Below are 19,644 nucleotides of genomic sequence, written 5' to 3'. Positions count from 1 at the left end.
TTTTTTTATATCTTCAAGCCCCTAAACAACCAACAAAAATGGAAGCGTACGTATTTGAAATAATAGGAACAGCCTTATTGATACTTTTAGGTAACGGTATCGTTGCAAACGCATTGCTAAAAGACACCAAGGGTGGAGACACCGGTTGGGTGGGTATCACCATTGGTTGGGCGGTGGCGGTTTTTGTGGGTGTTTTTGTCTCCGCGGATGTCAGCGGAGCACATTTAAACCCCGCAGTCACATTGGGGTTTGCTACGGCGGGAAAGTTCAGTTGGGCACTTGTACCTGGATACATTATCGCACAGTTTATTGGGGCGATGTTAGGAACAACATTGGTTTGGTTGACCTATAAAAAGCATTACGATGCTACAGAGGACCAAGGAGCTATTCTTGCCAGTTTTGCCAATACACCCGCAATCAAAAATCCGTTTTGGAATTTTATGACGGAGTTCATCGCAACTTTTGCCTTCGTATTGGCTATTTTTTATATCGCTGGAGGTAGTATGTCGGACGAACCCATATCCTTAGGTTCTTTAGATGCTTTGCCAGTAGCCCTTTTAGTTCTAGGAATCGGTATTAGTTTGGGAGGTCCAACGGGCTATGCAATTAATCCAGCACGTGACTTAGGACCACGCATCATGCATGCCTTGTTACCTATAAAAGGAAAAGGAAGCAGTGCATGGTGGTATGCCTGGATTCCCGTTTTCGGACCAATCGCAGGTGGAGTGGTAGCAGCTTTAGTATATCTTTGGATAGAAATGTATTAGAAAATAAAATCAAAATAATGAAAAGAATCATCATCTTATTGCTATGCGTTAGCGCTGGCAATTTTGCAACCGCTCAAGAAATAGTTCAAATACCCCATGAAAAAGCGACTGGCACGACCTGGGAAGGGGGCGAAAAAGCATATTTCTCCAAAATCTGGCAGAATGATGTAGTGACAAATGTATCTGTTCCTACCATGGAAGTCTTTCGTCCAGAAAATCCGAATGGCGTATCAGTTGTTGTTGCACCAGGTGGAGGGCTTTATGCTTTAAGCATTAAAAGTGAAGGAACCGATGTTGCCCAATGGTTAAACGAACAAGGTGTCACTGCTTTTGTTTTAAAATACAGATTGGTCCCAACCGGGGAAGATGGCGTACAAGAAATTACCGACGAAGGTGCTTCCAATCCTGCGCTGATATTTGAGCGCGTCGCTCCAGTACTCCCCTACTCCTACGCAGATGGTCTGGCGGCGATAAAATACGTTCGAGAAAATGCGGACAGCTACAAACTCGATCCAAGTAAAATTGGTTTTATGGGATTCTCCGCTGGAGGCGCCGTTACCATGGGGGTTGCCTACAACTATGATAAAACGAATCGACCGGACTTTTTGGTACCCGTATATCCATGGACCTTGGTAATGCCTGTTCAGGAAGCTCCCAAAGATGCACCACCAATGCTAGTGATTTGTTCAAGTGATGATCCGCTTGGATTGGCCACTGGAAGCGTTGAATTATATTCCTCCTGGTTAAAAGCAAATAAACCAGTAGCACTACAGATGTACGCAAAAGGTGGACACGGTTACGGAATGAAAAATCAAGGTTTGCCTTCAGATGATTGGATCAAGCGTTTTCACGAATGGGCGATAGCACAAAGTATTATAATTCCATCTGCAGCTGAGTAATATGAAAAAAGTACTCCTTATCTTTTTACTGGTATCAATTTTTGCTCGAGGGCAAGAGGCTAATCGTTTTGCTAATGAGATAGAAGCCATTCAAAAAAAATATGATACGCTTTTAGACACTTCAAAAGAAACGACAGTATTCGCCGGCAGTTCGAGTGTTCGTATTTGGCACGATCTCCAAGAAAAATTTCCGAAGCATCAAATTGTAAATGCCGGTTTTGGAGGTTCACAAGCGTCTGATTTGTTGGCCTATACCGATGAACTGATATTACAATACAAACCCAAAAAGGTTTTTATTTATGAGGGGGACAATGATATTTCCGCAGGAAAAGATGTTAAGGTTATTCTTTCAGACATCTCGCAAATTATCAGTAAAATAAGGGAACAAAATCAATCAGTTAAAATAGTCTTGATTGCGGCAAAACCAAGTATCGCAAGATGGAATCTAAAACGCGATTACAAACGCCTAAATCGCAAGTTCAAAAAGATGAGCAGAAAAGATGCGGATATTCTGTTTGTAGATGTTTGGAAACCCATGCTTAACGGAAGAAAAGTAAAACAAGATATTTTTATCGAAGATGGTTTACATATGAATGCCAAAGGCTATGCTATTTGGTACAATGCAATTAAGTCTTTTTTGGAATAAAAATCAATCAAATAAACGCATCAACAAACTATCCATCGAAAAGAAATGAGGAATTCAACATTCACAAAAAGTCTATTGGTTATTTTAACCATTATCGCTTTCAGCTCTTGCACAGAGCACAAAAAGAAACGGGTCATCAACTTTCCAAAGACTGATTTGGCTGCGGAGAACATGATTCCCAAGCCATTGAAAGTCATTCCTACTAATACGGGATTTGCTCTAGATGAATTCACCGCAATATATACTTCTGAAAATGCGGTCGGATTTGAAGACGTCGGAAAATTTTTGGCAAAAAAAATAAAAGCCAAAACCGATTTAGACCTTCAAGTGAATGTGGCTGAAATTCCGAATATGGAGACGGTCATCTATATCAATCAATCTGAAAGTACTGACTTGGACGGACCGGAAGCGTATCAGCTCTATATTACACAAGATTCTATTATTCTGAATTCAAATACAGCTGCAGGTGCTTTTAGAGGCATTCAAACGATACGGCAAATTATTCCTGAAACGAGCAATGATACCTTGACTACCAATCCGGTTTGGGCAATTCCGACAGGAAAAATTATGGATAACCCACAATTCGAATATCGTGGCTCGATGCTGGATGTTGCCCGACATTTCTTTAGTGTTGAAGATGTCAAAAAATACATTGACCTACTCGCCTACTACAAATACAATGTTCTGCATTTACACCTAACAGATGATCAAGGTTGGCGTATCGAAATCAAATCATGGCCCCTTTTAACCGAAGTCGGTGGAAGCACAGAAGTCGGCGGTGAAGCAGGCGGGTTCTATACTCAAGAAGAATACAAAGACATCGTAGCCTATGCCGCAGAACGTCATATTACCATTGTTCCAGAAGTTGATATGCCGGGCCACACCAATGCAGCTTCGGTCTCTTACCCTGTCTTTAATGGAAATGGTATTAAGCCCGAACTCTATGAAGGAACCGAAGTAGGCAAAAGTACTTTTGCTACACGAAAGGATACCTTATATTCCTTTTTAGATGATGTGATAAGAGAAATTTCGGCCATAACTCCCGGACCCTATTTTCATATTGGTGGTGATGAAAGTCATGTAACTAAAAAGGCAGATTATATCTACTTCGTAGAAAAGGTTGAAAAAATTGTGCAGAAGCACGGCAAGAGAATGATTGGCTGGGATGAAATTGGGCAGGCCGATATCGATTCCACTTCGATTTCGCAGTTTTGGGCAGGCAAGAAAAATGCTTTGGATGCTGTTGCAAAAGGTATGAAGATTATTATGTCTCCAGCGAAGAAAGCCTATCTCGATATGCAATACGACACCCTATCAAAACATGGTTTGCATTGGGCGGCTTATATTCCAACTGACACCGCCTATGTTTGGACACCTGAGGAATATGAAGGCATACCGATGGAGAATATTCTAGGTATTGAAGCACCTTTATGGTCAGAGACCATAAGTGATATTGGAGAATTAGAATACTTGGCATTTCCACGAGCTATTGGCTACTCTGAACTTAGTTGGACAACCCAAGAAAATCGTGATTGGGAAAACTACAAAGTACGTTTGGCGAATCAAGCGCCTTTTCTTGATCGAATGAATGTGAAGTATTATCCCTCGCCCTTAATTGATTGGAAGAAGAGTAAGTATTCTTATAAAGAGATTGAGAAAGATTGATTTTAAAAGTAGGATATAGTTAATAACCATATTCAATTGTTAGCACACATTAGATAAATTATGAGCATTTTTAAACAAATTCGAAAAAAAAATGGCTTTACTCAAATGGAACTGTCAAAAAAGACTGGCTTATCTTTAAGAACCATTCAACGTCTGGATGTGAGCGACAAAGCTCCTATAGGGCATACCTTAAAAGTACTTTCGGAAGTTTTTAATTTAGAACCTATAGTTCTTCTCAAAAAATTTAATTCTATTCAAAAACGCGAAGCGATAGATAACTTATCAATTAAATACATCAATCTATCCGTTTTAGCATTTTTAGGATTGCCTTTTGGTAACATAATTCTACCTTTTTTAATGTGGAAGAACAAACGGAACTCAAAGATTGTAGATGAAGCTGGGAGAAGGATTATTAACATTCAAATTCTTTGGTCTATAGTATTGTGTTTATTACTATGCCTGTCTCCTTTAATGAATATAGTAATTGCATCTTCTTTACCCTTAAGTTTGGTTATTTTATCAATCGCAATACTTATAAATTTAATAATAATAGTAAAAAATGCACGGGCTCTGCAACGTAATAGTTTTGCGGTATTAAATCCACCTATTCGGTTTTTATAGTTCTGGTTAGAAGTCAATTGTCGTAAAATTGACGATATATTTATAGAATTTTCGGTTTCATTTTTTGTTTTATTTGTTGTCTATGTTAAAACATACGACATGAGTATTACCTATAAGAAACTATTAAAAAGAACAGGCTACACGTTGCTAGTATTACTTACCCTTAGTGCAGCAGCAGGATATGTTGGAATGCGCAAATTCAACAATTCATTATTTAAAGAAACTCCAAATTATCTTGTATACACTTCCCAGCCGAAGCCTATCTCTTTCGAATGGGCAAATGATTCTGTTGGGGACTATTTTGAAACTAAAGTGGCAATAAGAGTACCATTAAAAATAAAAGGTATTCCTCATAACTTTTATTTTCAATTCGATACTGGTGCTCCAACTACAATTATCTATGGCAATACTTTAAGATCACTAAAGCTTATTAAAAAGGATTTTAGCACGATTTCTAAAGATGAAAACCTTTATCTAGATAGTCTCAATATCACACTAGGTGGTAATGAAATACATGCGTCGATGTTAGAATTATTAGAGGGTTATGGAGATTCATTTGATATAAACGATACAATTAAAGCAGTAAATTTAGGAACACTTGGCGCCGATTTTCTGGATAAAAAAATAACCCTAATTGATTTTAAAAATCAGTTTATACGGAGCTACGATGAACGTCCTAAATGGATGAATAGTCTAGGTGATTTTAATACCTTCGAATTTAAAGGAAGAAGAATTATGCTACCCGCAAGGATAAATGATCAAGAGTTGGAATTATTTTACGATTCGGGTTCTAGTACCTTTGGTTTAATCACATCAAAAAACCGTTATGATAATTATACGGACGAAAATCAGGAAGAAATAAGATATAACGCTAATAAATTTGGCGACCCTATACCCATTTGCCATAGAAGTACTACCAGAATGATGGAAATTGGAAACTCAAATCTCAATTTGAAAAGAATTAGCTATGTTGATATGTATGCAAAATATCAAAGATTTATCACCCCATTTACACGAATTGGTGGTTGGCTAGGTAATCGACCTTTTGATCAAAATACATTAATACTTGACACTCAAAGGGAAGAATTTATTATTATTGAAAGTCAAATTCGCGAATAACGTGTGCTAATAATGGCTATAATTAATACGGGTTTTGGTGCTTAGCCCTAAGTTTGGCTATATTTAGAGGGTCCGCAAAATCTTTTGGATCTGACTTTTTAAATAGAAAAAATAAAAACAAACAAAAAGATTAGGCGAATCGCTTAAACGGAAACAAAAGCGCACTTTTATTCCCGTACTAATCATAGCCGAGACCGTTAGCCCTCTTAAAGGCATAAGTTCTCAATTTATTTCTTCAATTCATTTTCCTTAACTTTAATGAATTAGCAACCAACTGAAATTCACTAGTGTTATGAGGAATCAAAAATCGAAACCAACAAAAACTTCTCGAAGATCATTTCTAAAAAAAGGAGCTATTGCTTCTTCCATTTTTATCGTCCCACGGCATGTTCTTGGGGGGGCTGGGTTTTTAGCGCCTAGCGACCGTCTCAACCTAGCTGCCATTGGTGCGGGTGGAAAAGGAACAAGTGATATCAAAAATGCTTCGGTCGATGGCCGTGAAAAAGTACGGGCGCTATGTGATGTTGATTTTTCAGGTTCGGCAAAACGTTCGGTTGAAAACTTTCCTAAGGCAAAGCTCTATAATGATTACCGCGTAATGCTGGATAAGGAAAAGAATCTTGATGCGGTTACTATTTCTACCCCCGATCATATTCATGGTCCCGCTGCGGCCTATGCCATGGAGCGTGGTATTCATGTATATGTGCAAAAACCTATGACCCATAATATTCGTGAAGCACGAATATTGACTGAAATGGCCCGCGAAAAAAAGATTGTTACTCAAATGGGGAATCAAGGCGGCTCGAATCCGTTGTTGGGTATGGTTCAAAAATGGATAGATTCAGACGCGATAGGTGCCGTTTCAAAAGTACAAGTTTGGACAAATCGTCCTGTATGGCCTCAAGGCGGAAAAATGCCTGAAGCCGATGCCAGTTTAAAACCAAAAGACCTGTATTGGGATTTATGGTTAGGCCCTAACGAAGCAAAACCTTTTACACCAAACATACATCCCTTCAACTGGAGAGGCTGGTGGGATTATGGTACAGGCGCCTTAGGCGATGTAGGTTGTCACCTTATTGACATTCCATTTAGAACGTTGGGTCTAAAATATCCCACCGATGCTGAGTGCAGTGTGGGTTCTGTTTATTCTCAAATGTGGAATGCCGATTATCACCCTGAAGGTTGTCCGGCTTCGTCATTTATCACGCTACATTTTGATGCGACCGAGAAAACTAAAAACCCAATTGAAATGACATGGAGCGATGGCGGTATACGACCTTCGCATCCCGATATTATTCCTGCCAATAGTGATATAGGAGGACCAGGTAGCTATAATGGTGTTTTAATCATCGGGGAGAAAGGAATTATTTCCACAAACATAAATGATAGCTCTCCACTTACACCTAAACTCTATCTAAATGATGGGACTACGGATTTCGGACCAGAGGTTGAAATTATGGAAGAACCCGAATATGGGCATCAGCGCAAATGGGTAGATGCATGTAAAGCTGGTTTTGGTAGTGAAGAACATATGGCATTGACCTCATCATTCGATTATGCAGGACCAATGACAGAAACAGTTCTTATGGGAAATTTGGCCATTAGAAGTTATATGCTGCGCCGTGAGGACGAAAAAGGTAAAATGGAATTCTTCGCCCGTAAAAAACTTTTATGGGATGGAGAAAATACAAGAATCACCAATCTAGAGGAAGCCAATCAATTTGTTGGAAGAACCTATAGAGATGGTTGGAAAGTTTAGATTTAGTTGATTGAACTTATTCTATTTCTGCCACATCGAGCGAAGTCGAGATGCATTTCACTTAAAAGCACGTTCTCGACTTCGCTCGAACTGACAGTTTAGTAGACTGAGTTTTTAAAAGGTTTTTTACTTTTTCACCCCAGGCAACCCATTTGGTTTCTTGGTCTGCCAATTGAATTTCTCAGCTTTCTTTTCTACTGGCCAAACCTCGTCCAAGGTATTCGCCTCAAACACTTTTCCGTTTTTGATTACGTGGCTCAGTGTATTTGTGTTTCGTAAATCATCCATGGGGTTCTTTTCAAGAATAACGATATCCGCCAGTTTACCCGCTTCTATACTTCCCAAATCGCCATCTAGTCCAATTGCTCTTGCACCCTTGATAGTCGCCACTTTTAGAGCATCGTATTTATCCATTCCTGCACTAGCAACTGACCATAATTCCCAATGGAAACCGAGACCTTGTAATTGTCCGTGGCTGCCGATTCCCGCCAATCCGTCAGCTTCTACCAAGTCCTTCATAAATTCTGCATGCTTTTTAAAGACATGCTCTTCATCCATAAACCAGCCTGGTCTCCTCCTACTTTTACTCGCCAATTCCTTGTACGGTGTAAAATATTGTAGCTTTTGATCTCCCCAAACATCTTCACGCGAATAGTAATAGTTTTCTGCCCAAGGACCTCCATAGGAAACCAATAAAGTCGGTGTGACAGCCATTTTAGATTCCGCAATGGTTTTCACCACATCATCATAAATCGGGTAAATCGGCAAGGAATGTTCATGACCCGGATAGCCATCTAACAACTGCGTCATATTCAATTTGAAATCCAGTCCACCTTCAGTAGTTGGCATCAATTTCAGTTCTTTACAGGCTTCAATAACCCACTGTCGTTGTTGGCGGTTACCAACCAAGTACATTTTGATTGTCTTGGTATCATAATAGTTGCTGTATTGTTTCAATACGTCTTTAGCCTGATCTAAGCTTTCCAATTGGTAGCCCCAAAACCCTAATCCTGGTCCAGTGCTATAAATTCTTGGTCCATCGACCATTCCCGCCTCGACCATGTCGGAATAGGATAAAACATCCGTAGTTCCTGTTTGAGGATCTCTTGTCGTGGTAACACCGTAGGCCAGGTTTGCAGCATACATCCAAACTTGATTCTTATGAATGCCCCAAGCTGGTCGCAGATGGGCATGTGTATCAACATAACCGGGCATAATCGTCTTTCCTGTAATGTCAATTTCCTTTGTTCCATTAGGTATTTGAAGGCTTCCTGAAGGTCCGACTGCTATAATTCTATTGTTTTCAATGAGCAAATCCCCATTTTCAACTACTTCAGTACCTTTCATGGTTAGTATGCGTCCACCTTTTAAAAGCAAGTTTCCCTTTGGCGTATATTTTTTATACTTCACGTCAATCTTAAACTCATCTGCCTCAAACCTCGGATCTTTCTTTTTCTCTTTATCGGTATCTGTTTTTGTGGAATCGGTTTTCTTTTCGGATTTTTTCAATTCCTTTTCCTTCTTTTTTGCCGCGGCAAGACTATCTACGAATTGCTTGCCAGCGTCCACATCATATCTAAAATGACTTGATCCCAATGACCAATGCACCTTTTTACTGTCGGATGACCAATTGGCAAATTCACCACCAATAATGGTTAGTTTCATCGCTGGAAAAGCTGCTTTATCAGCTTTAGCAACAGAAACTGTCGGCACCTTACCATATCTTGGAATGGTTGCCACATAAACATCATTATTGATTTTTGCCATTGCGGATTTACCATCTGGAGAAATCTTTATGTAATCAGGTTTTGATGATTTGTCCTTGTCATCTGCTTCGACCTCTTGCGGAAGCAATGAATGGTCATCTAATTTGTCTTGAGAACCGTAGGTTACAATTCCTTTTAATTTCAAATGGACTTTCTTATCCGTACCGTCCCAACGAATGGAAAGCAATTCCCCATTATTATTACTTAAATACACGCGATCATCCGTTTTCGTAAAATGTGGATAGAAACGTTGTTTCGATTTATCGATTAAATTGATGGTTCCGCCTTCAGAAGAAACCCACATCAAATCCTCGAACATTTGCCTGCTGTATATTCCTAATAAATCTTGAAACGATTGAGTTGACCCACGGTGAAAAGCAATCCTTTTGGATTTGTACGACCATTCAGGATACTGATAAAGACCTGGCTGCTGCGTTAACTGCGTTATTTTGGTTCTTCCGTCTACGTTTACTTTGTAGAGATGTCCACCACCCTCTTTCCAAGTGGTAAATACCAAATACTTTCCATCAGGAGACCAATCGGGCTGGGCTTCAATGAAATCGTTTTTGGTCAAACGTTTCGGAGTTCCGTTTGGAAAATCCATTACATATAATCTGTTTAGTGCGGTAAAAGCCAGTTTGCTTCCGTCGGGTGATGGTTTCGCATCGCGGATTTGCGTTGCCAAAGCTTCCTCAACGTCTTTAATAGGATACTTAAAAGATAGTAAGGGCCCCATGTCCAAATTCACATCTACGGAAAATGGAATCTGTGTAGCTACATTTCCATTTAAAGAAATAGAATAGATTTTCCCTCCATAGGATGCTATCAGATTTTTGCTATCAGGAGTAAAGGACATGGCCGGAAGCACCCCCAATGGTGCTATAGATTCCTGCTCATCACGCTGAACGGGATATGCCAACCAACGTTCGTCACCCGATTTTAAGTTTCGCAATACCAAACCCGTTTCATTTTCGAAACGAGAGCCATAAACTAGCCATTGGCCGTTTGGCGACAATGTTGGAGTAAAAGCCGAACCGTACTTAGAGGTAATTGTATTCATATCGGCATCCTCCATATCATAAGTTGAGATTTGATACTGTGGTAATCGCGCGTTATAATTCCAAGCACCTCTACGCTGAGAAAAATAAAGCAACTTACCATCCGGACTAAAGGCTGGGTCAACTAATTTTACGTTCTCAGGCTTACCAACCAATTGACTTCCTGAACCTCCATCTTTATGATAAATGTGCGGCTTAATATTTCGTCTCCCCTTCACTCCAACTATATAGTCTCCATCAGGAGTCCATTCAGCCGAAAAGAAATTGTGCTTCTTCTCCTTTGTGATTTGTTTGTCCTCCTTAGTAGATAAATCCATTGTCCAGATATTATCAGAACCACTTTTATCCGAAATAAAAACCAAAGATTTTCCATCTGGACTATACCTCGGGTGCACATCATATTGCATACCATTTGTAATCTGAGTAGCCTTTCCGCCAGTTATAGGTATAGAATAAATATCACCCATAAGATCGAAAACGATGGTTTTTCCATCTGGACTTACATCCAAGGAAATCCATGTACCGTTATCCGTGGTAAATGAAATTTTTCGTTCAGGTTCTAAAGGAAGTTCTTTGGTTGCTTTTTTAGTGGTGTCTTTGGCTTGTTGAGCTATAACAGGAAAGAAGATTAAAAGGGCAAAGTAGATCGCCCACCTTCGAAAGGTTGAATTTTCCATCAATTTTTGGTTTAGGATTCTGTCTTTAAATATAGCCAATAGTTTGCATAAAAAAGCCCCTACCGATGGCAGGGGCTTTACTATATTGTGTTAAAGTTTTATTCTTCTTCTGATGAATCTTCGTCGTCTTCTGAAAAATCCGTTAAACCGTTTTCTTGAAGCAGATTATACCATTGAATGACTTTTTTAATATCACTGGTATAAACGCGGTCCTCATCGTAGTTAGGAAGTACCTCAAAGAAGTACTCTTCTAATTTTATTTTTTCAGATTTATGGGGAATTGAAGTTTTGCCACCCTTTTCTTTTACTTGAATCTTTTGAAATACCTCTCGCAGGGGAAGCTCTTCATCTAAAGTATAAATGGCGATTTCAGCAAGCACACTTACATTGCTTCTGAGACCTACCGTAATTTTTTTTCCATCCAATAGAGATTCTGCCACAAAGCCCGTTCTAGTTTGAGTTACTAATTTGTAAAGGCCTGGTTTACCCCCTATGGATAATATTTTATCTAAACTCATGTATTTCTTTTAACTCGATAATCGAGATTTATTTATTCCGAGGCTTGCCTCTAATTCCAATTGTTTTTCAAACGAGTACTTTATAGGCTTTCCTAAAGGTCTCTGCCCTAAAAATTCAAAGCGCAAATATGAAACAATTCCTTTAATTGAAAAGGCTTTTTAACGTGCTTTTTTGATTTTTGGAAAACGCATTCGGTAGTCCACATTGATTTTTCCTTTTGAAATATTCGCCAACCTGGCTTTGAGCAATCTCTTTTTTAATCCGGAAAGTTTATCCGTAAAAAGAATTCCCTCAATATGATCGTACTCATGTTGTATGATTCTTGCCAATAGGCCGTCATACGTTTCTGTATGTGACTTGAAATTTTCATCCATATACGTCAAGGTAACTGTATCTTTTCGCTTTACATCTTCACGCACATCAGGTATACTTAAGCAGCCCTCATTAAAGATCCATTCCTCGCCAACCTCTTCTTCGATATGAGCATTGATAAAGGCTTTCTTGAAACCGTCGATTTTTTTTCGTTCCTCATCTGAAAGCTCTTCGTCATCAGAAAAGGGAGTAGCGTCAACCAAAAACACACGAATTGGCAATCCGATTTGAGGCGCTGCCAACCCAACCCCACTTGCACCATACATGGTTTCCCACATGTTGGCCAACAGTTCTTTTAAGTTTGGATAATCTTTATCGATATCGGTACCGACCTTTCGTAAGACTGGGTCGCCATAAGCAACTATAGGTAGTATCATTTAATTTTTATTTAAATAGGCTTGAAGGATAATTGTGGCGCTGATTTCATCGACCAAAGCTTTATCTCTTCGTTGTTTTTTCTTTAACCCGCTATCAATCATTGTGCGAATCGCCAGTTTTGAAGTAAAACGTTCGTCTTCTCTCACCACTGGTACTTCGGGGAATGCTTTTTTCAAACGGCTCAAAAAGGGCGCAATGAAAATTTCGGACTCTGAAGGTGTATTGTTCATTTGTCTAGGTTCACCAACCACAAATTTCACAACTTTTTCTTCAGAGACATACTTTTTCAAAAAATCAAGTAATTCATGGGATGCAATCGTGGTGAGTCCGGATGCTATTAACTGTAACTCGTCAGTTACCGCAATACCCGTTCTCTTTTTACCATAATCCAAGGCCAGTATACGTCCCAATTTATTTTTTTGCAAAAATAATGGATAATTTGTTATAAGTGTAAAATTGGGGAATCATTTCATGAGCGACTACTTATATTTGTCGAAATTTTATAAAACATATGACCGATTTAAGAAATACCATCGAAGCTGCATGGGAAAACCGTGAATTATTGAAAGAGAGTTCAACTCAAGAAGCTATTCGCGAAGTAATCAATCTATTGGATAGTGGAACACTACGTTGTGCCGAACCAACGGCAGATGGTTGGCAAATCAATGAATGGGTCAAAAAAGGTGTTGTACTTTATTTCCCTATTCAAAAGATGGAAACCCTAGAAGTTGGCATTTTTGAATATCATGACAAAATTCCCTTGAAGAGAGGATATGCTGAGAAAGGTATTCGTGTTGTTCCTCATGCCGTGGCAAGACATGGTTCTTATATTTCCAAAGGAACTATTTTGATGCCAAGCTATGTAAATTTAGGTGCATATGTTGATGAAGGAACTATGGTCGATACCTGGGCAACTGTTGGTAGTTGTGCGCAAATTGGTAAAAATGTGCATCTGAGTGGTGGTGTGGGTATCGGGGGAGTACTTGAGCCTCTGCAAGCCGCTCCGGTGATTATTGAAGACAATGCATTTGTAGGTTCAAGATGTATCGTTGTTGAAGGCGTCCATGTGGAAAAAGAAGCAGTTTTAGGTGCAAATGTGGTTCTTACTGCCTCCACTAAAATAATAGATGTTACTGGTTCTGAGCCAGTTGAAACAAAAGGTAGGGTTCCCGCCCGTTCAGTTGTTATACCAGGGAGTTACACAAAGAAATTCCCTGCGGGAGATTATCAAGTCCCTTGTGCCTTAATCATCGGCACGCGAAAGGAAAGTACGGATAAAAAAACTTCATTGAATGACGCCCTTAGGGAACATAATGTTGCTGTGTAATTTTGTAAGAATTTTATAGGGAAAATTATACTATTTTCTATTTTTTGAAGTTCTTATACCAGACCACTCCAATATGAATAACCTACGTAATCATAGCTATGGGGCTTCAAAGCACAAAAATAACAGCGCTTGTAATTACTTACAACGAAATAGGATACATCGAAAACTGTCTAAAATCGATAGAATTTGCCGATGAAATAATCGTTGTTGATTCTTACAGTACTGACGGAACTTATGAGTATTTGTCAGCACATCCGAAGGTTAAGGCTATTCAACATCCATTTAAAAATTACACTGCGCAAAAAGCGTTCACTTTAGAACAAGCTTCAAACGATTGGATATTATTTGTTGATGCTGACGAAGTTGTTACTCCCGAGTTACGAAAAGAGATTACTCAAACGGTAAACAACAGTTCAAAGACCCATGCTGCATATTGGTTCCGAAGAAAATTCATGTTCCAACAAAGAAGATTACGATTCAGCGGATGGCAAACTGACAAGAATTACCGTCTTTTTAGAAAAAGTAAAGTGGAGTTTTCAGCAAAACGTATTGTTCATGAAACTTTAGAAGTGAATGGTACTTCTGCTACCCTAAACGAAAAACTGACCCACTATTGTTATAGAGATTATGCCGACTACAAGCGTAAAATGTTATTATACGGTAGGTTGAAAGCAAAAGAAGCGATTCAGAAAGGAAAGAGCTTTACAATTGGAATGCTTTTAGGAAAGCCAACTTTTACATTTGTCTACAACTACATCTTTCGTCTCGGAATTTTAGACGGAATGAAAGGCATCAAAGTCTGTTATCTCAATGCGCTTGGAGATTGGGAAAGATATCTTGAACTAAGAAAGTTGGAACAGGAGCAAAAAGCACCAAGTTTGAAGCCTGTTCAACAGCGAGGAAACTAAGAAAACCTCTGTTTCTTTTCTTTCATAATAATCCTATTTTACTTCTGGGAATACTTCTAACATAATTTTACCTCTAATAAGACTAAAAGGATTTTGTGCTACATTTTTTTTGTCGAAAGCAAAAATTTAGAAATTAAGCCCTTAAAACTCCTTTTATATCTAAATTTGTCCACAGATTTAACTGTTCACCGGCCTAAATATTGGATAATCCCACAAACAAAATATCTGCTCTATTTATCACATTCAATGAAATTACAAACATTGATGAGGTAATTGAAAATGTGTCCTTTGCTGATGAAATAATTATTGTCGATTCTTTCAGTACTGATGGCACTGCAGAAAGAATACAAAGTTACCCTAAGGTAAAACTTATTCAGCGTCCGTTTAAAGACTATACCGACCAAAAGTCATTTACGATGAGCCAGGCGACCAATGACTGGGTTTTATTCATGGATGCAGATGAACGATTGACAGATGCTTTGAGAGAGGAGGTTATAGCTACTATAAACTCGCCCAATCCGGCCGCTGCCTATTACTTCTACCGGACTTTTATGTTTCAAAAGAAAGTATTGCGGTTTAGTGGGTGGCAAAGCGATAAAAACTTTCGCTTATTTAGAAAAAGTAAGGTGAACTTTACCTTAGAACGCGTAGTTCATGAAACCTTGGTAGTTGACGGTAAGATTGGCATTCTGAAAAATAAATTGATTCACTACTCCTACAAAAATTACCATGACTATAAGGGTAAAATGATAAAGTATGGGCAGATGAAAGCTCAGGAAGAGCTTGATAAAAATTATACACCAAATCTTTACCATTTTGTTTTCAGGCCTTCCTATAAGTTTTTCAACCACTATTTCTTGAGGTTTGGTTTTTTAGATGGAAAAAAAGGAATAATCATCAGCTACCTGAATGCTTTAGGCGTCTATTCTAGATACAAAGAACTCAAACGATTAAAAAATCCTTTCAACCCAAGCCTGAACAATACATCTGAAATTCGATTTTTAGTCATACAACAAAAGATGATTGGTGATGTCTTGGCAAGCACGATAATTTGTGAAAGTCTTAAACATCATTTCCCCGGGGCGGAAGTTCATTTGGTGGCTAATGAGAATACGCTACCTGTGCTTGAGGGCAATCCATATGTCGATAAGGTCGTTGTATTCAAAAAAGAATATCGTGAAAGCAAAAGAACTTTTTATCGATTTTTAAAATCCTTAAAAAAGACCCAGTATTCCGCTGTTATTGATGCTTACGGAAAGTTAGAAAGTAACCTCATGACTCGTTTCGCTAAGTCCAATACAAAAATTGGAAGACGGAAATGGTACACTAGCTGGATTTATTCCGATCCCATTTATCAATCATTGATAACAGATGCCGAGATACCTCTCTCAATATCAAATAGGTTAATGCTATTGGACCCGTTACTTTCAAAAAATAAGTTTGTAACATATCCCAAATTATATCTTTCTGAAGATGAAATAGAAAAAGCAAAAAGTGCAATTGAAGAAATATCCGATATTGAAGGTGAAAAACTTATAATGATTGGTATTTTAGGAAGTGGCCCGGATAAGACTTACCCGCCAAAATATATGGCGGAAGTACTTGATACCATCTGTCAAAATTGCGATTCCAAACTTCTTTTCAATTACATTCCTTCACAGAAAGCAGAGGCCTTAAACATATATCACTTGTGTTCCAAAGAAACACAAAAACACATTGCAATTGACTTTTATGCGGATTCGTTAAGGGATTTCATGGGAGTATTATCGCAATGTGATATGCTTATTGGAAACGAAGGAGGCACTGTAAACATGGCAAAAGCGCTTGAAATTCCATCCTTCTGTTTTTTTAGTCCGTTTATAGTAAAAGGTGCTTGGCACGGAAAAGTATATAAAAATCATGATAGCGTTCACCTACGAGATTATCGCCCCGAACTATTTGGTGAAATGGATAAAAGAGAGATCAAAAAAAACATCACAACACTATACGAGGCTTTTGAACCAAATCTTTTTAAAGAAGTATTGCTTAATTTTCTAGCAAAGAATTGTGGCTAACATAGATTTTAAAAATGAGCAAAAACAAAAGTGACGTTGCGATAATCTTAATAAATTATAATTCTTCAGAATATACACAGAAATGTATCTCAAGTATTTTAGACCAAACTTCTGCCTTAGCTTATCAAATTATAGTTGTTGACAACGCCTCAGAAAAAGAAGATTTTGAAAGGCTGAGTTCATTTGTTGCCACTTTACCAGAAGATATCATTCAATTGCACCGCAGTAAGATAAATACCGGTTTTGGTGGTGGTAATATGCATGGTATTCAGTTCACAAATGCCCAGTACTATCTGTTCTTGAATAATGACACTTTACTAGTTGACAACCCCATAAAGGTATGCTACGAATTTATGGAAACCCATTCTGACGCAGCCCTCTGCGGTCCTCAAATTTATAATGAACGGAATGAAAAAACAGTTAGTTTCGACCATTTTACTTCATTTGCTCGTGAGGTCTTCGGAAGAAAAACACCAGAGATTCTATTTGCAAAACCCAATAGAAAAAAGGATTATTCGGAGCCTATTGCGGTTGATTATGTAAACGGAAGTTTTATGTTCTTCAGGGCTGAGGATTTTGATAAAATTGGAGGATTTGATACTAATATTTTTCTCTACTTCGAAGAGTGCGATATTTGCTATCGTCTAAAGAAACAAGGGAGGAAAACATATTTTTTGCCTAATCCATCGTATATACACCATCAAGGAATTAGTGTCAACAAAACCAAAATGCCTATCGCAATAAAGATTGAACTCAAAACTTCAATGTTCTATGTTATTAGAAAAAATTATGGTTATCTGCATTATTTAGCATTGAGATTGGTTTTCATTATCCGTTATGGGTTGACTTCCTTGATAAAACCAAAATACTTTAAACTATTTCATAGGATTTTAGTCGGACTACCTTTGGGGAAATCCCTGAAGCAAAAACAAACCATTCAAGATTAATCCATTCATCTCAAAATTTGCATAAAAATTCCAAATTTTAAAATTCCATCTTTGGAAAACTTATTTTTGCCTCCTAGAATATGAACGTATTTACAGTGCAAGAAGAAATCAATAAAGCAATATCAACACTAGAAAACGGAGGTTTAATCATATACCCAACAGATACCGTTTGGGGAATCGGATGTGATGCTACCAATGAAGAGGCGGTAGCCAAAGTATATGCATTGAAAGAACGCTCCGATAGTAAAGCCTTAATTTGTCTAGTTGCCAATGATGCCATGTTAGAAAGGCATATTACGGAGGTACCTGACGTAGCCTATGACCTAATAGATCTATCCACAAAGCCCACAACTATTATCTACGACAAGCCCAAGGGAGTTGCCCCAAACCTTATTGCTAATGACAACACTCTCGCAATACGGGTGGCATCTGACAAATTCTGCCAGTACCTAATCAATAAATTTAAAAAGCCAATTGTATCTACCTCAGCGAATATTTCAGGTGAACCGACTCCAAAACAGTTTAGTGAAATCAACGAAGCCGTTATAAAAGGAGTTGACTATGTCGTAAATTTGCATCAAGAGAAAATCGCAAGTACGCCATCGGTAATTATCAAATTAAGTAACGATGGTCAAGTAAAGGTGATTCGAGAATAATGATGCAACAGAATTTTAAAGAAGCGCTTCAAAATCCTATTTTTCAAACACTCACAAGAGCAACTACTGAACTGAAAGTTGACTCTTATGTGATAGGTGGTTTTGTACGTGATTTTATTTTACGGCGGGGCACTCCAAAAGACATTGACGTGGTGGTGGTTGGTAGCGGTATTGAATTAGCACAAAAAGTAGCCCATTTGCTACCCAGTAAACCAAAGGTCTCTGTTTTCAAAAATTTCGGGACAGCCATGCTCAAACATGATGATATTGAGCTTGAATTCGTTGGAGCCCGTAAAGAAAGTTACCATAGGGATAGTAGAAAACCATTTGTCGAAAATGGCACTTTAGAGGATGATCAAAATAGAAGGGATTTCACCATCAATGCCCTGGCTTTATCATTGAACAAAGATAGTTTTGGTGACTTATTAGACCCCTTTGACGGAGTTTCCGACCTAGAAAAAAAGATCATCAGAACCCCCTTAGAACCATCCATCACATATTCAGATGATCCTTTACGAATGATGCGCGCTATTCGGTTTGCTACGCAATTGGGCTTCAAAATAGCTCTGCCCTCTTTAGAAGCTATTACAAAAAATAAGGAACGTATCAATATTATCTCGAAGGAGCGTATAGTTGATGAACTTCACAAAATTTTGGCAAGCGATAAACCTTCTCTAGGTTTTTCCCTTTTACACAAAACCGAATTGCTACCTCATATTTTGCCTGAACTGGTTGCGCTTCAAGGTATCGAAGAAATAGAAGGTCAAAGACACAAGGATAACTTTTGGCACACACTCGAGGTAGTAGATAATATTTGCGAAACCACAGATAATCTCTGGCTCCGGTGGGCTGCGCTTTTGCATGATATAGGGAAAGCACCCACCAAGAAATTTCATAAAAAACAAGGTTGGACCTTTCATGGACACGAATTCGTTGGATCAAAGATGGTTTATAAACTTTTCAAAAGACTCCGAATGCCTTTGAATGATAAAATGAAATTTGTTCAGAAAATGGTTTTGATGAGTTCGCGGCCAATTGTATTGTCAGAAGATTTTGCAACCGATTCAGCAGTGCGAAGATTGGTTTTCGATGCAGGGGATTATGTAGATGATCTTATGACTTTGTGTGAAGCAGATATCACAACTAAAAATTCCAATAAGCAAAAAAAGTATAAGAATAACTTCAAAATCGTACGCAAAAAAATACAGGAGGTTGAAGAGCGTGATCACATACGAAACTTTCAACCTCCTGTGTCTGGTGAAGAAATTATGGAGACCTTCAACTTGAAACCTTCTAAAGAAATTGGAATTATTAAAGAAGCGATTAAAGAAGCCATCTTGGAGGGTGAAATACCGAATGAACATGAATCCGCTAGAGCACTGATGATACAAAAGGGCAAAGAACTCGGTCTTGATTTAGCTTAATTTAATCACCACTCTTCACAAAATTCTTTTCGTTAAAAAAACAATCTCGAGGTACATCTAATCCTACATTATTTTAAAATGT

General features: G+C 38.3%; 17 protein-coding genes. 13 read left to right on the top strand and 4 right to left on the bottom strand.

What is annotated here, in order from left to right:
• Positions 1-38: 38 nt before the first annotated feature.
• From FEE95_RS19675 to FEE95_RS19645, 7 genes are all read left to right on the top strand, one after another.
• Positions 39-767, top strand: coding sequence for an MIP/aquaporin family protein (locus FEE95_RS19675; protein ID WP_138659747.1), 729 nt, complete (start codon positions 39-41; stop codon positions 765-767).
• A 17-nt stretch (positions 768-784) separates the two neighbouring features.
• Positions 785-1,666: an alpha/beta hydrolase gene (locus FEE95_RS19670; RefSeq protein WP_138659746.1), complete on the top strand. Its 882-nt coding sequence runs from the start codon at positions 785-787 to the stop codon at positions 1,664-1,666.
• Position 1,667: 1 nt separating this feature from the next.
• On the top strand, positions 1,668-2,312 hold the full coding sequence (locus FEE95_RS19665; RefSeq protein WP_138659745.1) for a GDSL-type esterase/lipase family protein: 645 nt from the start codon (positions 1,668-1,670) through the stop codon (positions 2,310-2,312).
• A 45-nt stretch (positions 2,313-2,357) separates the two neighbouring features.
• The gene (locus FEE95_RS19660; RefSeq protein ID WP_138659744.1) at positions 2,358-3,977 is read left to right on the top strand and encodes a family 20 glycosylhydrolase; all 1,620 of its coding nucleotides are present in this window, start codon (positions 2,358-2,360) and stop codon (positions 3,975-3,977) included.
• Between the two features lie 60 nt (positions 3,978-4,037).
• Positions 4,038-4,598: a magnetosome magnetite crystal formation protein family gene (locus tag FEE95_RS19655; RefSeq protein WP_138659743.1), complete on the top strand. Its 561-nt coding sequence runs from the start codon at positions 4,038-4,040 to the stop codon at positions 4,596-4,598.
• Between the two features lie 99 nt (positions 4,599-4,697).
• Positions 4,698-5,717, top strand: a complete 1,020-nt coding sequence (locus FEE95_RS19650) for a pepsin/retropepsin-like aspartic protease family protein (protein WP_138659742.1) — start codon at positions 4,698-4,700, stop codon at positions 5,715-5,717.
• A 292-nt stretch (positions 5,718-6,009) separates the two neighbouring features.
• Positions 6,010-7,476 carry a Gfo/Idh/MocA family protein gene (locus FEE95_RS19645; protein ID WP_138659741.1) on the top strand — a complete coding sequence of 489 codons (1,467 nt, stop codon included), beginning with the start codon at positions 6,010-6,012 and terminating at the stop codon, positions 7,474-7,476.
• 126 nt (positions 7,477-7,602) lie between these two features.
• Here FEE95_RS19645 and FEE95_RS19640 read toward each other — a convergent pair whose 3' ends face one another.
• The 4 genes from FEE95_RS19640 to ruvX all read right to left on the bottom strand — a co-directional run bounded on the left by FEE95_RS19640 (position 7,603) and on the right by ruvX (position 12,656).
• Positions 7,603-10,977: an amidohydrolase family protein gene (locus tag FEE95_RS19640; RefSeq protein ID WP_138659740.1), complete on the bottom strand. Its 3,375-nt coding sequence runs from the start codon at positions 10,975-10,977 to the stop codon at positions 7,603-7,605.
• Positions 10,978-11,075: 98 nt separating this feature from the next.
• On the bottom strand, positions 11,076-11,495 hold the full coding sequence (locus FEE95_RS19635; RefSeq protein ID WP_138659739.1) for a DUF5606 family protein: 420 nt from the start codon (positions 11,493-11,495) through the stop codon (positions 11,076-11,078).
• Positions 11,496-11,654: 159 nt separating this feature from the next.
• Positions 11,655-12,245 carry a peptide deformylase gene (def, locus tag FEE95_RS19630; protein ID WP_138659738.1) on the bottom strand — a complete coding sequence of 197 codons (591 nt, stop codon included), beginning with the start codon at positions 12,243-12,245 and terminating at the stop codon, positions 11,655-11,657.
• Positions 12,246-12,656 carry a Holliday junction resolvase RuvX gene (ruvX, locus tag FEE95_RS19625; protein ID WP_138659737.1) on the bottom strand — a complete coding sequence of 137 codons (411 nt, stop codon included), beginning with the start codon at positions 12,654-12,656 and terminating at the stop codon, positions 12,246-12,248.
• Positions 12,657-12,757: 101 nt separating this feature from the next.
• On the opposite strand from ruvX, the gene FEE95_RS19620 reads away from it, so the two are divergent.
• From FEE95_RS19620 to FEE95_RS19595, 6 genes are all read left to right on the top strand, one after another.
• On the top strand, positions 12,758-13,573 hold the full coding sequence (locus tag FEE95_RS19620) for a 2,3,4,5-tetrahydropyridine-2,6-dicarboxylate N-succinyltransferase (RefSeq protein ID WP_138659736.1): 816 nt from the start codon (positions 12,758-12,760) through the stop codon (positions 13,571-13,573).
• A gap of 98 nt (positions 13,574-13,671) precedes the next feature.
• Positions 13,672-14,481, top strand: coding sequence for a glycosyltransferase family 2 protein (locus tag FEE95_RS19615; protein WP_138659735.1), 810 nt, complete (start codon positions 13,672-13,674; stop codon positions 14,479-14,481).
• Between the two features lie 200 nt (positions 14,482-14,681).
• A complete protein-coding gene (locus tag FEE95_RS22485) occupies positions 14,682-16,535 on the top strand; it encodes a glycosyltransferase (protein WP_138659734.1) in 1,854 nt (617 codons plus the stop codon).
• Between the two features lie 14 nt (positions 16,536-16,549).
• Positions 16,550-17,482 (top strand): glycosyltransferase family 2 protein, encoded by a 933-nt coding sequence (locus FEE95_RS19605; RefSeq protein WP_138659733.1) that lies wholly within the window; start codon positions 16,550-16,552, stop codon positions 17,480-17,482.
• Positions 17,483-17,562: 80 nt separating this feature from the next.
• Positions 17,563-18,138 carry an L-threonylcarbamoyladenylate synthase gene (locus FEE95_RS19600; protein ID WP_138659732.1) on the top strand — a complete coding sequence of 192 codons (576 nt, stop codon included), beginning with the start codon at positions 17,563-17,565 and terminating at the stop codon, positions 18,136-18,138.
• Positions 18,138-19,562, top strand: a complete 1,425-nt coding sequence (locus FEE95_RS19595) for a CCA tRNA nucleotidyltransferase (protein ID WP_138659731.1) — start codon at positions 18,138-18,140, stop codon at positions 19,560-19,562. Before FEE95_RS19600 ends, FEE95_RS19595 begins: the two co-directional genes overlap by 1 nt.
• The last annotated feature ends 82 nt before the right edge of the window (positions 19,563-19,644 follow it).

The organism is Maribacter algarum (ex Zhang et al. 2020) (assembly GCF_005885635.1).
In the GTDB taxonomy this organism is placed as follows: domain Bacteria; phylum Bacteroidota; class Bacteroidia; order Flavobacteriales; family Flavobacteriaceae; genus Maribacter_C; species Maribacter_C algarum.
Note: the sequence above shows the minus strand (reverse complement) of the source record. Positions and strands in the feature narration are given on the sequence as shown.

Coding starts and splice junctions, on each gene's coding strand:
- FEE95_RS19675 (WP_138659747.1), top strand. CDS start 39: ATGGAAGCGTACGTATTTGAAATAATAGGAACAGCCTTATTGATACTT.
- FEE95_RS19670 (WP_138659746.1), top strand. CDS start 785: ATGAAAAGAATCATCATCTTATTGCTATGCGTTAGCGCTGGCAATTTT.
- FEE95_RS19665 (WP_138659745.1), top strand. CDS start 1,668: ATGAAAAAAGTACTCCTTATCTTTTTACTGGTATCAATTTTTGCTCGA.
- FEE95_RS19660 (WP_138659744.1), top strand. CDS start 2,358: ATGAGGAATTCAACATTCACAAAAAGTCTATTGGTTATTTTAACCATT.
- FEE95_RS19655 (WP_138659743.1), top strand. CDS start 4,038: ATGAGCATTTTTAAACAAATTCGAAAAAAAAATGGCTTTACTCAAATG.
- FEE95_RS19650 (WP_138659742.1), top strand. CDS start 4,698: ATGAGTATTACCTATAAGAAACTATTAAAAAGAACAGGCTACACGTTG.
- FEE95_RS19645 (WP_138659741.1), top strand. CDS start 6,010: ATGAGGAATCAAAAATCGAAACCAACAAAAACTTCTCGAAGATCATTT.
- FEE95_RS19640 (WP_138659740.1), bottom strand. CDS start 10,977: ATGGAAAATTCAACCTTTCGAAGGTGGGCGATCTACTTTGCCCTTTTA.
- FEE95_RS19635 (WP_138659739.1), bottom strand. CDS start 11,495: ATGAGTTTAGATAAAATATTATCCATAGGGGGTAAACCAGGCCTTTAC.
- def (WP_138659738.1), bottom strand. CDS start 12,245: ATGATACTACCTATAGTTGCTTATGGCGACCCAGTCTTACGAAAGGTC.
- FEE95_RS19620 (WP_138659736.1), top strand. CDS start 12,758: ATGACCGATTTAAGAAATACCATCGAAGCTGCATGGGAAAACCGTGAA.
- FEE95_RS19615 (WP_138659735.1), top strand. CDS start 13,672: ATGGGGCTTCAAAGCACAAAAATAACAGCGCTTGTAATTACTTACAAC.
- FEE95_RS19605 (WP_138659733.1), top strand. CDS start 16,550: ATGAGCAAAAACAAAAGTGACGTTGCGATAATCTTAATAAATTATAAT.
- FEE95_RS19600 (WP_138659732.1), top strand. CDS start 17,563: ATGAACGTATTTACAGTGCAAGAAGAAATCAATAAAGCAATATCAACA.
- FEE95_RS19595 (WP_138659731.1), top strand. CDS start 18,138: ATGATGCAACAGAATTTTAAAGAAGCGCTTCAAAATCCTATTTTTCAA.